This is a genomic window from Thioalkalivibrio sp. ALE16 (assembly GCF_000381305.1).
In the GTDB taxonomy this organism is placed as follows: Bacteria; Pseudomonadota; Gammaproteobacteria; order Ectothiorhodospirales; family Ectothiorhodospiraceae; genus Thioalkalivibrio.
In genome coordinates, this window is record NZ_KB906367.1 from 1 (window position 1) to 12,505 (window position 12,505).

Here is a 12,505-nt window from a genome sequence, read left to right on the forward strand (position 1 = left end):
ACCACAAGCACATGAAGAGCACCAACATGCTCGAGCGGCTGAACGAGGAGATCCGGCGCCGGACCCGGGTGGTCCGGATCTTCCCCAACACCCACAGCTGTCTACGTCTGGTGCGGGCCCTGGCCGTCGAAATCCACGAAGGCTGGCTGGAGGACAACCGCTACCTGAACATGGATCTGCTCAAAGAACACAAGAAGATCTTGCTCCGGCAGGCCGAGGCCGCCTGAGCCATACGGACCAACCGAACATGGCCGACTCATTTCTGCACAACTTGACGCACACAACCGGTCTGGTCAGAGGTTGCCGACTGAGCGCGGCGGATGCGGACGGTGTAGCCGATTTGGCCTGGCGCGGGGTAAGAGCGCGCTGTGTCCTCAGTCGATGCGGAAGTGGCCCTGCGGTCAGGCGAATGCGGGCGTGATGCCGCGGGAGGGATGTTCGGCCAGCCCAGCCCGGGTGCGTCAGGCCAGGTCGCGTGTCAGGCGGGTGCGGTGGTGCGCCAGCAGAAGCCCTGGTCCTGGGTTGCGATGTCGACGTCGGAGGGGGTGCAGCCGAGCCCGTCTGCGAGGGCCGCTCGGGCAAGCGCCTCATCGTTGTTGTCGGTTGAGAGATGCATCCCGATGACGTGCCGGAGGCGGGACTGGTCGATGTTGCGCAGCAGCTCGGTGGCGGCATGATTGGGTAGGTGCCCGTAGCCCCCGCCAATGCGCCGCTTCAGGGATGCGGGATAACGCCCGGCGGCGAGCATGGCTGGGTCGTGGTTGCACTCCAGCAAGAGGGCATCCGCGCCACTCGCCATCGCGACCATATGGGGCGAGATATGCCCGGCATCGGTCATCAGGACCAGTCGGTGGTCTCCATCGGAGAGGGCGAACTGAGTGGGCTCGCGCGAGTCGTGGGGCACGGTGAAGGGGCAGACCCAGGCGTCGTCGATGTCCAGCGGGGCGTCGGCCTGGATCTCCTGGACGTGTGCGAAGCCATCGTCGCGAGCCGCCAGGCGGGTGCCCGGGCTGGTGAATACGGTGAGGTCGTACCGCCGGGACAGCGGGCCGGCGGCGCCGATGTGGTCCGCATGCTCGTGGGTGATCAGGACGGCGGTCAGGTCGCGGGGTGCAAGATCGACCCGGGCCAGGCGACGTTCGAGTTCCTGGACCGAGAAGCCGCAGTCGACAAGGAGACGGGTCGCGCCGATCTCCACGACCAGGGCATTTCCGGCGCTGCCGCTGCCGAGGGAACAGAAGCGGATCATCGCGTCGGCACCCCGGAGGGATTAACGGAGAATCTGCTGTTCGATGCGCTCCAGCACGAATTCCGCATCGCGACGCCGGAGGGGTTCCCCGTCGATATCACGGGCCTCGATACGGAGGTCGCCGTCGCCCACGTCGGTCAGGCGGACCTGGTAGCGTTCGTTCTCGCGACGGTCTCCGCTGCGACCGAAGATGCGACTGAAGAACCCGCCGCTTTCGCCTTCGCCCACCACGTCGGGGCGATAGGTCACCTCGAAGGTCCCGGTGTCACGATCCTGCTCGTCCACCAGCAGCCCGGCGCGATCCAGGAGCGTCCCCATTTGCGTCCACATCCGGTCGAAGGCGCTGCCGATGACCAGCACGGGCTGGCCTTCGTGTTCCGTCTGGTGCAGTTCGGTCGGGCGGTCCCCGATGGTCTCGGCGACCCGGGCGCTGCCTTCCGGCATTTCGCCGGTGGCAAGGAAGACGCGGAGGCGATTGAGCATCTCGGCTTCCAGTTCCGGGTCAGAGGGCCGCATGGCCCAGCGCCAGGTTTCGCCCTCGGGCTCCTCGGACGCGCCCCGGTGGGATATGTAGATCGCGGAGTGCCCGTTGTCGCGTTCGACGCGAAGCCGGTACTTGTCCCGGGTGTTGGCGTCGTATACGTTCCCAAGGGCCCGCGCGAAGATGTTCTGGCTGCCCCGGAGCGGGATGCCGGCACGGTCCTCGGCCCATTCCGTCTCCATGATGCCGACCTGGGGTTCGTTGCGTTCCAGGCGCAGATTCTGGCTGTCCCAGAAGGCGGCAAGGCGATCCCACAGTTCCTCCGGGGGCGCCTCGACGCTGAGCCAGCGGACGCTGCCTTCGCGCATCAGCTGGACCTCGGCGGACTCGGGGAGGACGCGGGCGTCGGTCTGCACCGGTGCGGTGGTGTCGGCCGGCTGGCGCTGCTGCTGACGGGCCTGGGAGTCCTGCTGCATCTCGCGGGCGCTGACGCGCTCGCCCGGCGCATCCGGGATGCGGTAGGCGCGCTCGCTGTCGGGGGCGATGAGGTCCGGCGGGACTTCGAGATTGTCCATCTGCCGGCTCATTTCGTACTGGGGACCGCTCTGGCGGTCGCCCGAGGTGGAACACCCGGCGATGGCGAGGCTCGTGGCCAGGGCAAGGGCGGTGCGCGTCGCGCGGCGGCGGAGCGGGGCGGAGTGTTTCATGTCGGGGTTCAGACCTCTATGCCGGCCTGGCGCATGGCGTCCAGGACCGGCGCATGGAAGGGTTCGGACAGCGGAGTCAGGGGGAGACGGATACCGTCCTCCATGAGTCCCATGCGATGCAGTGCCCACTTGACCGGAATCGGGTTGGCCTCGAGGAACAGCGCGGAATGCAGGCCGTCCAGCTGGCGGTTGATCGCGCGCGCCTCGTCCGGTCGGCCTTCGCGGACGGCGCGGCACATGGCCGCCATCAGACGGGGGGCGACATTCGCGGTGACCGAGATGATCCCGTGGCCACCCGCCAGCAGGAAGGCGAGTCCGTTGCCGTCATCGCCGCTGTACAGGTCCATGCGGTTGCCGACCCGCGCGACCAGTTCGGCGGTCCGCTCGTTACTCGCCGTGGCCTCCTTGATCCCGATGATGTTCGGGATGTCGGCCAGGCGTTCCACGGTTTCGGGCAGCAGATCCACCGCGGTCCGGCCGGGGACGTTGTACAGGATCTGCGGGATGTCGACGGCCTCGGCGATGGCCTTGTGATGCAGGTAGAGGCCTTCCTGAGTCGGCTTGTTGTAATACGGGGACACCAGCAGGCAGGCGTCCGCGCCACCTTCCTTCGCGCAACGGGTCAGCGCGATGGCCTCGCGCGTGGAGTTCGCGCCGGTGCCCGCGATCACCGGGAGGCGCCCGGCCACGGTCTTCACCGTGTGGGCAATCGCCTCGCAGTGTTCGTCGAAATCGAGGGTCGCGGATTCGCCGGTGGTGCCGACCGCGACAATGGCATCGGTGCCGGCCTCGATGTGGAATTCCAGGAGCCGATCCAGCGCCGGCCAGTCCAGGCTGCCGTCCGCGTGCATCGGGGTCGCCAGTGCGACCATGCTGCCTTGAAACATCGACTCCTCCAACATCGGGAATGGTGCAGTCTAACGGGCGGGTGACAAGGCATTCAAGATTCCCGCGGCCGGCATGCCACCGATGCCCGGTTTCGCGCGGCGCGACGCCGTTGGCGCCGCCCGGGCAAGGTGGTATGTTGCGAGCCATCATGCCTGTTGTCGCTTTCATGCCGAGTCCCTCCCGGGAATGGCGCGCCCCCGTTCCCGCACGCCGCCGGCGGGTGCCGCATGGCTGAAGTGGTCGGCACGGGTGCCCATACCCACCTGATCCTTAACCTGATCGGGCCCGACCAGCCGGGTCTGGTCTCCAGCGTGACCCGCGTGATCGTGGATACCGGCTGCAATCTCGAATCGAGCCGGATCACGGTCGTGGGCGGGTACTGCTGCATGGCGCTCAGTGCCAGCGGCAACTGGAAGACCCTCGGCACGCTGGAATCGCGTCTGGAACGGCTCGAAGCCGAGATGGGGCTGGTGGTGGTGGCACGCCGCGGGCCACTGGAGGAGCGCGCCGAGGCCGCCATGCCGTATGCCGTGGATGCGGTAGCCCTGGATGCGCCGGGCCTGCTGAATGCCCTCGCCGATTTCTTCACCAGCCGCGGGGTCAATCTGCGCGACGTTCAGACCCGGGTCTACATTGCCCAGCAGACCGGGGCGCGCATGTTCGCGGCCAACATGGTGGTGGATATCCCCGCCGGGCAGCACCTCGCCAGTCTCCGCGGCGAATTCATGGATTTCTGTGACGAACTGAACGTGGATGGCGTGCTGGACCCGATCAAGGCCTGAAGCCGCCGGGCACGCGGCCTTCCGCTTCGAGACCCACGAATCAAGGAGCAACGCCTGATGAGCATCGCAATCAACCAACCCGTCCCCGCTGACCTGCGCGTCCCGGCGACCGGCGACCAGACCCTGGGCCCGGCCGACTTCCAGGGCCGGATCGTGGTCCTCTACTTCTACCCCAAGGACAACACGCCGGGCTGCACCAACGAGAGCCGCGACTTTGCCGCCAGCCTGGATGCCTTCCAGGAGGCCGGCGCCGTGATCCTGGGTGTGTCGCGCGACAGCGTGAAGAGCCACGAGAACTTCCGCACCAAGCAGGAACTGCCGTTCGACTTGTTGAGCGATGGCGACGAGACGCTGTGCAATGCCTTCGATGTCATCAAGATGAAAAACATGTATGGCAAGCAGGTGCGCGGCATCGAGCGCTCCACCTTCCTGATCGATGCCGACGGCGTGCTGCGCAAGGAGTGGCGCAAGGTGAAAGTGCCGGGCCACGTGGACGAGGTCCTCGCGGCGGTGCGCGAACTCGCGGGGAGCTGACCCCCTTACCCTACCCCCGTTCCGGAGGTGCCATGAACGCGACCGACCAGGATCCGAAACGCCTGTTTGTCCTGGACACCAACGTCCTGATGCACGACCCCACGGCGCTGTTCCGGTTCAAGGAACACGACATCTTCCTGCCCATGGTCGTACTCGAGGAGCTGGATCGCGGCAAGAAGGGGGTTTCCGAGGTCGCGCGCAACGTGCGCCAGGTCTCGCGCTTCATCGACGAACTCACCACCGGCGCGCAGCACGAACAGATCGCCGCCGGGCTGCCCCTGCAGGCCGACTCCCTCAGCGAATCGACGTTCGCACCCAGCGGCCGCCTGTTCTTCCAGACCCGCAATCTCAACGCCAGCCTGCCGGCCTCCCTGCCGGGGTCCTCGGCCGACAACGACATCCTCGCCACCGCCCAGGCGCTGAAGTCGGAATACCCCGATACCCCGGTCACGCTGGTATCCAAGGACATCAACCTGCGCATCAAGGCCGCGGTGATCGGCCTGCACGCGGAGGACTATTACAACGACCAGGTGCTGGACGATGTCAGCCTGCTGTTCTCGGGCATGACCGAGCTGCCGGCGGATTTCTGGGAGACGCACGGCACCAGGATGGACTCCTGGCAGGAATCCGGGCGTACCTACTATCGCGTGACCGGGCCGCTGGTCAGCCAGTGGCAGCCCAACCAGTTCGTCTACCGCGAGGGGGAGAACCCGCTATCCGCGATCGTGCTGGAGATCGACCAGCCGAACGAGTCCGCGGTGATCGAGCTGGTCGACGACTACATGACCCCGCGTCACAGCGTCTGGGGCATCAATGCCCGCAATCGCGAACAGAACTACGCACTCAACCTGCTGATGGATCCCGAGGTGGATTTCGTCTCCCTGCTGGGCGCCGCCGGTACCGGCAAGACCCTGCTGACCCTGGCCGCCGGCCTCGCGCAGACGCTGGAGGACAATACCTACAAGGAGATCATCATGACCCGGGTCACGGTTCCGGTGGGAGAGGACATCGGATTCCTGCCCGGGACCGAGGAAGAGAAGATGACACCCTGGATGGGGGCGCTGATGGACAACCTGGAGGTGTTGTCCAAGTCCGAGGGCGCCGGGGAATGGGGCCGTGCGGCCACCAACGACGTGCTGACCAGCCGCATCAAGATCCGCTCGCTGAATTTCATGCGCGGACGCACCTTCCTCAATCGCTACATCATCCTGGACGAGGCGCAGAACCTGACCTCGAAGCAGATGAAGACCCTGATCACCCGCGCCGGACCGGGGACCAAGGTGGTGGCGCTGGGCAACATCGCGCAGATCGACACCCCGTACCTGACCGAGACCTCGTCGGGCCTGACCTACGTGGTGGACCGCTTCCGCAACTGGACCCACAGCGGGCATATCACACTGACCCGCGGCGAGCGCTCGCGGCTGGCGGACTACGCCTCGAATCATCTGTAGACGGTGGGTAAGGCACGCCCGGGGGCGGCAACGGAGCGGGAAACGGGCACCGTCATTGCGACGCCCCGCAGGGGCCGCGGCAACCTCCGGAAGCTGGTGGTGAGCCAGCTATGGCAGCAGATGGTTCCGGACGGAGTTCGCCACGTCGCTTCCCTCCCCGCGATGACGATAAGAGTCCGTGTCGTTGCGAGGCCGTGACAGGCGCTGCGGCACTCTCTGGTGGCTGGCGCGGTGACGGGATCTGCTGGTTTCGGACGGAGGTTGCCGCGTCGCCTTCGGCTCCTCGCAATGACGGTGCCTGTGCTGGCGCCGATGGGTCGGCTCAGCCGTCCTCGCTGTAGCGTACGCAGGCGCGGTCGGTCTCCCACAGGGTCAGGGCGTGCATGCGCAGGCCCGGGCGGTTCAGGCGTTCCGCCATCTGGCGGAAGAACCACTGCGCGATGTTCTCGGCGGTCGGGTTGACCGTGTCGAACGGCGGGACATCGTTCAGATAGCGATGATCCAGCTGCCCGGCGATCTCGCGCGCTGCGGTCTTGACCACCTTGAAGTCCACCGCCATGCCGGCGTCGTCCAGGGTCTCGGCCTGGACCTCGGCCTCCACCTTCCAGTTGTGCCCGTGCATGTTCGCGCACTGCCCCGGGTAATCGCGCAGGGTATGCGCGGAGGCAAAGTCGGTCAGGACGCGGAGGGTGTAGCGGGCACTCATGATCTTTTCCGGGCGAGCGGCCGTCGCCGGCCGGGGTTGTGTCAGCCCGCGAAGCCTAGCCGGCCGCCGTCTTCCGCGCAATTCTCCTGCCCGGATGCGTGGCGAATCGCGGCCAGCACGCCGGCGGTGTCGAGACCGCAGTCGGCCAGGATCTGCTCGCGTGAGCCGTGTTCGGTGAAGACGTCCGGGATGCCCAGGACCTGGCAGGGCAGGGTCAGTCCCTCGGCGGACAGCCATTCCAGTACCGCGCTGCCGGCGCCGCCGGCACGGGCGTGGTCCTCGAGGGTCACGAAGCCGTCATGGCTGGCGGCCAGCCGCGCGAGCACGTCGGTATCCAGCGGCTTGATGAAACGCATGTTCACGACGGTCGCATCCAGCGCCTCGCCGGCGGCCAGGGCGGTGTCCAGCAGGGTGCCGAAGTTGAGGATCGCCAGGCTCCGGCCTTCGCGCACGACCTCGGCACGGCCGACCGGCAGGGTCTCCAGGTCTTCGGGGCCACCGTCCGGCAGCTCGCCGGGCCCGCCGCCGCGCGGGTAGCGCACCGCCGCCGGACCCTCGTGGGCGTAGCCGGTGGACAGCATCTGGCGGCACTCCCGTTCGTTCGCGGGAGCCATCAGCAGCATGTTGGGGACCGTGCGCAGCAGTGCGGTGTCGAAGGTGCCGGCATGGGTCGGGCCGTCGGCGCCCACGATCCCGGCACGGTCCACCGCGAACAGCACCGGGAGATTCTGCAGGGCGACATCATGGATCACCTGGTCCATGGCCCGCTGCAGGAACGTCGAATAGATCGCGACCACGGGCTTCTGGCCCTCGCAGGCCATGCCGGCGGCCAGGGTCACCGCGTGCTGTTCGGCGATGCCGACATCGAAATAGCGTTGCGGAAACTGCTCGGAGAAGGCGACCAGGCCGGAGCCCTCGCGCATCGCCGGCGTAATACCCAGCAGGCGCTCGTCGGCCGCCGCCTGATCGCACAGCCACTGGCTGAAGATGTCGGTGTAGGTGGGCGCCTTCGGGGCCGCGGGGGCCAGGCCATTGGCCGGCTCGAACTTGGACACGCCGTGGTAGCGGCAGGGGTCTTCCTCGGCCGGTGCGTAGCCCTGGCCCTTGCGGGTGACCACATGCAGCAGTTGCGGGCCCTGGGTGGTGCGCAGGTTCTTCAGGATCGAGACCAGACCGTTGACGTCGTGTCCGTCCACCGGGCCGAAGTAGCGAAAACCCAGCTCCTCGAACAGGGTGCCGGGCACGAACATGCCCTTCATGTGTTCCTCGGCGCGCTGGGCGAAGGCCTTCATCGGCGGGACGAATTCCAGCATGCGTTTGGAACCCTCGCGTACCGAGCTGTACAGCGGGCCCGACAGCAACCGCGTGAAGTACTGATTGAGCGCGCCGACGTTGGGCGAGATCGACATGTCGTTGTCGTTCAGGATGACCAGCAGATTGCAGTCGAGGTCGCCGATGTGGTTGAGCGCCTCGAAGGCCATCCCGGCGGTCATCGCGCCGTCGCCGATCACCGCCACGTGGCGGCGGTCCAATCCGGCGTGCTTCGCGGCCAGGGCCATGCCGGCTGCGGCACTGATGGAGGTGCTGGAGTGGCCGGCCCCGAAGGCGTCGTATTCACTCTCCGAGCGCTTGGGGAAGCCGGCCAGGCCGCCATACTGGCGCAGACCGGCCATCCCTTCCCGGCGCCCGGTCAGGATCTTGTGGGCGTAGGCCTGATGCCCCACGTCCCAGACGATGCGGTCGTCGGGGGTGTCGAAGGCGTAGTGCAGCGCGATCGCGAGCTCCACGGTCCCCAGGTTGGCGGCCAGGTGCCCACCGGTGCGCGAGACGCTCTCGATCAGGAACTGGCGCAGCTCGCCGGCGACCCCGGCGAGTTCCGAGGCCGGGCGCTCCCGCAGGTCGGCGGGCCATTGGATTGCATCCAGCAAGGGGGTTGGGGTCATCGGTGCGGGCCGGTTCAGTTCATGCGGTCGACGATGTAGCGCGCGAGGAAGCGAAGCAAGTCCGCCTCCTGGCCGAAGGGTTGCAGCTCGGCGAGGGCCTCGTCGACCAGGGCCACCGCGCGTTCGCGCGAGGCCTCCAGGCCCTGCAGCGAGGGGAAGGTGGGCTTGTGCAGCCGGGCGTCCGCGCCGCAGGCCTTGCCCAGGACCTCGGGGTCGCCCTCGACGTCGAGTACGTCGTCGCGGATCTGGAACGCCAGGCCGATGCATTCGGCATAGCGCGTCAGTCGCCCCAGCGCCTCGGGGTCCGGTGTGCCCGCCAGGGCGCCCAGCCGGACCGAGGCGCGGATCAGGGCACCCGTCTTGAGCCGGTGCATGCGCTCCAGCTCCGGCAGGTCGATGGGCTGGCCGCAGGCGCCGAGGTCGATCGCCTGACCGCCGGCCATGCCGTGCAGGCCGGCCGCCCCCGCCAGTTCGCGCACGGCGTGCAGCCCCGTCGCCCCGGGCAGGTCCGCCACGCCGCCGGTCAGCACGTCGAAGGCCAGCGCCTGCAGGGCGTCCCCGGCCAGAATGGCCGTGGCCTCGTCGAAGGCCTTGTGGCAGGTGGGGCGGCCACGGCGCAGGTCGTCGTCGTCCATCGCCGGCAGGTCGTCGTGGATCAGGGAGTAGACGTGGATCATCTCCACGGCCGCGGCCATTGCGTCCAGGACTACGTCCGGGGCGGCGGTGGTCCGTCCGGCCGCGTAGACCAGTACCGGGCGCAGGCGTTTGCCACCGGACAGCGTGGCGTAGCGCATGGCCTCGATCAGGCGCGGGTCCGGGGCGCCGTCTACGGCCAGGTGGCGGTCGAGAACGGCCTCGATGCGCTGCTGGTAGTGGGACAGGGCCTGTTCGGCATCGATGGCGGTCAACGGCGTTTCGCTAGAACGGGACATCGGGATCCGTGCTGTCGTTCGGCTCCGCTGTCCGGGGAACGTTCGTGTTCCCGCCGTGGTCATTCTGGGCAGAGGCGTCCGCCGGTGTCTCTTGCGCCAGGGCCTCGATGCGGCGCTGAGCATCGTCGAGGGCGCGCTGACAGCGGTTGACGAGTTCCGTGCCGCGCTGGAATTCGCCCAGCGACTGCTCCAGGCCCAGCTCGCCGGACTCCATCCGGGCAACCAGGGCCTCCAGGGCTTCCAGGCTGGCTTCGAATTCCGCCGGGCTGTCGGCGCTGGAAGGGTCGGTCATGATGGATCACCGGGTCGAAAAGGTGAGAAAGTATCCGATCCGCTGCGGCGAGGAAAGACGTACCGCCGGTCCGCCCTTGATTATGGGACAGACGCCCCCATGATGCGGAGGGCTTCCGGTTGACACTGAACCGGGCGCGGACTAGAGTTTTCGTACAGTTTAGACCCAGTCTAAACCGCCGTCTGCACAGGCATTCCTGTGGTTGTGTAGAACCCATAGAGAGAAGGAGAGCACCATGGATCTGAAAGGCAGCAAGACCGAAGAAGCCCTGAAAGAGGCCTTTGCCGGCGAATCGATGGCCAATCGCCGTTACCTGTACTTCGCTTCCAAGGCGGACGTCGAAGGCTACAACGACGTGGCCACCGTGTTCCGTTCCACCGCGGAAGGCGAAACCGGCCACGCCCACGGCCACCTCGAATACCTCGAGAGCTGCGGCGACCCGGCCACCGGCCTGGAATTCGGTTCCACCTCCGCGAACCTGAAGACCGCCGTGGCTGGCGAGACCCACGAGTACACCGACATGTACCCGGGCATGGCCAAGACCGCGCGCGACGAAGGCTTCGACGAAGTCGCCGACTGGTTCGAAACCCTGGCCAAGGCGGAGCGTTCCCACGCCAACCGCTTCCAGAAGGCGCTGGACCAGCTGGACGACTGATCGTCCCCTGCCTGGGAAGTATGCGGGGCCGGTTACCGGCCCCGTTTTCCGGGAGACACGGAACAGCCTGTGGACGGTGCCTGAAGGCCGGGCCCGCATGTTGTTCCGTGTTTCCCCCGAAGCATCGTACTGATACGGACACCGGAGGGATGCATGTCTGCGCCGACGCACCAACGTGAAGGAAGTCTCGAAGCCCCGACCCGTCATCCGCTGGACTGGAAGAACCCCGAGTTCTACAACGAGGAAGCGCTGTTCAGCGAACTCGAGCGGGTCTTTGATATCTGTCACGGCTGCCGTCGCTGCGTAAGCCTGTGCAACTCCTTTCCCACCCTGTTCGACCTGGTCGACGAATCCGAGACCCTGGAGGTCGACGGGGTCGACAAGAAGGATTACTGGCAGGTCGTCGATCACTGCTATCTGTGTGATCTGTGCTACCTGACCAAGTGCCCCTACGTGCCCCCGCACGAATGGAATGTGGACTTCCCGCACCTGATGCTTCGGGCCAAGGCCTTCCGTTTCCAGAACGAGGGCGCGAAGACCGCGCACAAGCTGATGTCCAGCACCGACACCGTCGGCAAGCTGGCGGGCATTCCGGTGGTCGCCGGCGCGGTCAACGCCGCGAACAAGAACGGTGCCGTGCGCAAGATGCTCGACAAGACCATGGGCGTGCACCCGGACGCCCCGGTCCCCGAATACCACTCGAAAAAGGGGCGTTCGCGCCTCGCGAAGGCCGCGAAGGGGGTCAGCAACCCCGAGCCAGCCGGCGCCACCCAGGGCAAGGTCGCCCTCTATGCGACCTGCTACGGCAACTACAACGAGCCGCACCTGGTCGAGGACCTGGTCAAGGTCTTCGAGCACAACGGCATCGAAGTCACCCTGGTCGACAAGGAACAGTGCTGCGGCATGCCCAAGCTGGAGCTGGGCGACCTGAAGTCGGTGGAGGCCTCCAAGGACGCCAACATCCCGGCGATGAAGCGCATGATCGACCAGGGCTACGACATCGTCGCCCCGGTGCCGTCCTGCGTGCTGATGTTCAAGCAGGAACTGCCGCTGATGTTTCCGGACGACGCCGACGTGATCGCGGTGCGCGACCGCATCTTCGACCCGTTCGAGTACCTGATGGAGCGGCACAAGGACGGCAAGCTCAACACCGACTTCCCCGAAAAGCTCGGCAAGATTGCCTACCACGCCGCCTGCCACCTGCGGGTGCAGAACATGGGGCTCAAGACCCGTGACCTGCTGAAGCTGGTGCCGGATACCGAGATCGACGTCATCGAACGCTGCTCCGGGCACGACGGTACCTATGGCGTGAAGAGCGAATTCTATGAAACGGCCAGCAAGATCTGCCGCCCGGTGGTCAGCCGCGTGCAGAAGGCCGAGTCGGATCATTACTCGAGCGACTGCCCGATGGCCGGCCACATGATCGAAAACGGGTTGCAGGGCAAGGGCGAGGACAAGGCGCCCGAGCACCCGCTGACCCTGCTGCGCCAGGCCTACGGCCTGTAGCCGCCGCTCGACCCACAGGACGCGACACGGGCGGAAAACGCGCCCGGGAATGGAGAAAAGACATGGCCAGTGACAGCTACCACGAACCCGTCGAGGAACTGAGCGACGAGTCGCGCGAAATGCACCGTGCGATCGTCTCGCTGATGGAGGAACTCGAAGCGGTGGACTGGTACCAGCAGCGCATCGACGGCTGCAAGGACGAGGAGCTCAAGGCGATCCTCGCGCACAACCGGGATGAGGAGATCGAACACGCGGCGATGGTGCTGGAGTGGATCCGGCGCCATAACCCGGTATTCGACCACGAACTGAAAGACAACCTCTGGTCCGACAAGGACTACACGAAGACGGGGCACCACCACGATCACTGAGGGGTGCCGGT

The 12,505-nt window shown here is 66.7% G+C and carries 14 protein-coding genes; 7 read left to right on the forward strand and 7 right to left on the reverse strand.

The genetic code is table 11. The features are described 5' to 3' along the window. The coding region (locus F627_RS15745) for a transposase (protein WP_026279207.1) at positions 1 to 227 on the forward strand (227 nt) is incomplete at its 5' end. A gap of 251 nt (positions 228 to 478) precedes the next feature. Here F627_RS15745 and F627_RS0111320 read toward each other — a convergent pair. Genes F627_RS0111320 through dapA form a run of 3 tightly spaced genes read right to left on the reverse strand, consistent with a single transcriptional unit; the run spans position 479 to position 3,324 of the window. After that, on the reverse strand, positions 479 to 1,249 hold the full coding sequence (locus F627_RS0111320) for an MBL fold metallo-hydrolase (protein ID WP_019584086.1): 771 nt from the start codon (positions 1,247 to 1,249) through the stop codon (positions 479 to 481). A 21-nt stretch (positions 1,250 to 1,270) separates the two neighbouring features. After that, the gene (gene bamC, locus F627_RS0111325; protein WP_019584087.1) at positions 1,271 to 2,437 is read right to left on the reverse strand and encodes an outer membrane protein assembly factor BamC; all 1,167 of its coding nucleotides are present in this window, start codon (positions 2,435 to 2,437) and stop codon (positions 1,271 to 1,273) included. Between the two features lie 8 nt (positions 2,438 to 2,445). Further along, positions 2,446 to 3,324 (reverse strand): 4-hydroxy-tetrahydrodipicolinate synthase, encoded by an 879-nt coding sequence (dapA, locus tag F627_RS0111330; protein WP_018877304.1) that lies wholly within the window; start codon positions 3,322 to 3,324, stop codon positions 2,446 to 2,448. 228 nt (positions 3,325 to 3,552) lie between these two features. On the opposite strand from dapA, the gene F627_RS0111335 reads away from it, so the two are divergent. Genes F627_RS0111335 through F627_RS0111345 form a run of 3 tightly spaced genes read left to right on the forward strand, consistent with a single transcriptional unit; the run spans position 3,553 to position 6,092 of the window. Continuing rightward, on the forward strand, positions 3,553 to 4,107 hold the full coding sequence (locus F627_RS0111335) for a glycine cleavage system protein R (protein ID WP_018865808.1): 555 nt from the start codon (positions 3,553 to 3,555) through the stop codon (positions 4,105 to 4,107). 57 nt (positions 4,108 to 4,164) lie between these two features. Beyond that, a complete protein-coding gene (locus tag F627_RS0111340; RefSeq protein WP_018876071.1) occupies positions 4,165 to 4,641 on the forward strand; it encodes a peroxiredoxin in 477 nt (158 codons plus the stop codon). 32 nt (positions 4,642 to 4,673) lie between these two features. Beyond that, positions 4,674 to 6,092: a PhoH family protein gene (locus F627_RS0111345; RefSeq protein ID WP_019584088.1), complete on the forward strand. Its 1,419-nt coding sequence runs from the start codon at positions 4,674 to 4,676 to the stop codon at positions 6,090 to 6,092. A 322-nt stretch (positions 6,093 to 6,414) separates the two neighbouring features. Here the strand turns inward: F627_RS0111345 and queD are convergent, their stop codons facing one another. From queD to F627_RS0111365, 4 genes are read right to left on the reverse strand one after another with little or no spacing between them, the layout of a single operon-like run. After that, positions 6,415 to 6,798 (reverse strand): 6-carboxytetrahydropterin synthase QueD, encoded by a 384-nt coding sequence (queD, locus tag F627_RS0111350; RefSeq protein ID WP_018865805.1) that lies wholly within the window; start codon positions 6,796 to 6,798, stop codon positions 6,415 to 6,417. A 41-nt stretch (positions 6,799 to 6,839) separates the two neighbouring features. Next, entirely contained in the window at positions 6,840 to 8,741 is a 1,902-nt protein-coding gene (dxs, locus tag F627_RS0111355; protein WP_019584089.1) for a 1-deoxy-D-xylulose-5-phosphate synthase, read from the reverse strand. A 14-nt stretch (positions 8,742 to 8,755) separates the two neighbouring features. After that, positions 8,756 to 9,649 (reverse strand): (2E,6E)-farnesyl diphosphate synthase, encoded by an 894-nt coding sequence (gene ispA, locus F627_RS0111360; protein WP_019559054.1) that lies wholly within the window; start codon positions 9,647 to 9,649, stop codon positions 8,756 to 8,758. Positions 9,650 to 9,659: 10 nt separating this feature from the next. Then, a complete protein-coding gene (locus tag F627_RS0111365) occupies positions 9,660 to 9,965 on the reverse strand; it encodes an exodeoxyribonuclease VII small subunit (protein WP_018876075.1) in 306 nt (101 codons plus the stop codon). A gap of 235 nt (positions 9,966 to 10,200) precedes the next feature. On the opposite strand from F627_RS0111365, the gene F627_RS0111370 reads away from it, so the two are divergent. From F627_RS0111370 to F627_RS0111380, 3 genes are all read left to right on the forward strand, one after another. Continuing rightward, positions 10,201 to 10,620 carry a rubrerythrin family protein gene (locus tag F627_RS0111370; protein WP_017940769.1) on the forward strand — a complete coding sequence of 140 codons (420 nt, stop codon included), beginning with the start codon at positions 10,201 to 10,203 and terminating at the stop codon, positions 10,618 to 10,620. A gap of 153 nt (positions 10,621 to 10,773) precedes the next feature. Beyond that, positions 10,774 to 12,126 (forward strand): heterodisulfide reductase-related iron-sulfur binding cluster, encoded by a 1,353-nt coding sequence (locus F627_RS0111375; RefSeq protein ID WP_019584090.1) that lies wholly within the window; start codon positions 10,774 to 10,776, stop codon positions 12,124 to 12,126. Positions 12,127 to 12,188: 62 nt separating this feature from the next. Then, entirely contained in the window at positions 12,189 to 12,494 is a 306-nt protein-coding gene (locus F627_RS0111380; protein ID WP_018142071.1) for an encapsulin-associated ferritin-like protein, read from the forward strand. Positions 12,495 to 12,505 lie beyond the last annotated feature (11 nt).

Excerpts from the sequence above, each read along its gene's own strand:
- F627_RS0111345 (WP_019584088.1), top strand. The coding sequence starts at position 4,674 with ATGAACGCGACCGACCAGGATCCGAAACGCCTGTTTGTCCTGGACACC.
- F627_RS0111365 (WP_018876075.1), bottom strand. The coding sequence starts at position 9,965 with ATGACCGACCCTTCCAGCGCCGACAGCCCGGCGGAATTCGAAGCCAGC.
- F627_RS0111370 (WP_017940769.1), top strand. The coding sequence starts at position 10,201 with ATGGATCTGAAAGGCAGCAAGACCGAAGAAGCCCTGAAAGAGGCCTTT.
- dapA (WP_018877304.1), bottom strand. The coding sequence starts at position 3,324 with ATGTTTCAAGGCAGCATGGTCGCACTGGCGACCCCGATGCACGCGGAC.
- F627_RS0111380 (WP_018142071.1), top strand. The coding sequence starts at position 12,189 with ATGGCCAGTGACAGCTACCACGAACCCGTCGAGGAACTGAGCGACGAG.
- F627_RS0111335 (WP_018865808.1), top strand. The coding sequence starts at position 3,553 with ATGGCTGAAGTGGTCGGCACGGGTGCCCATACCCACCTGATCCTTAAC.
- bamC (WP_019584087.1), bottom strand. The coding sequence starts at position 2,437 with ATGAAACACTCCGCCCCGCTCCGCCGCCGCGCGACGCGCACCGCCCTT.
- F627_RS0111340 (WP_018876071.1), top strand. The coding sequence starts at position 4,165 with ATGAGCATCGCAATCAACCAACCCGTCCCCGCTGACCTGCGCGTCCCG.
- dxs (WP_019584089.1), bottom strand. The coding sequence starts at position 8,741 with ATGACCCCAACCCCCTTGCTGGATGCAATCCAATGGCCCGCCGACCTG.
- queD (WP_018865805.1), bottom strand. The coding sequence starts at position 6,798 with ATGAGTGCCCGCTACACCCTCCGCGTCCTGACCGACTTTGCCTCCGCG.
- F627_RS0111375 (WP_019584090.1), top strand. The coding sequence starts at position 10,774 with ATGTCTGCGCCGACGCACCAACGTGAAGGAAGTCTCGAAGCCCCGACC.
- F627_RS0111320 (WP_019584086.1), bottom strand. The coding sequence starts at position 1,249 with ATGATCCGCTTCTGTTCCCTCGGCAGCGGCAGCGCCGGAAATGCCCTG.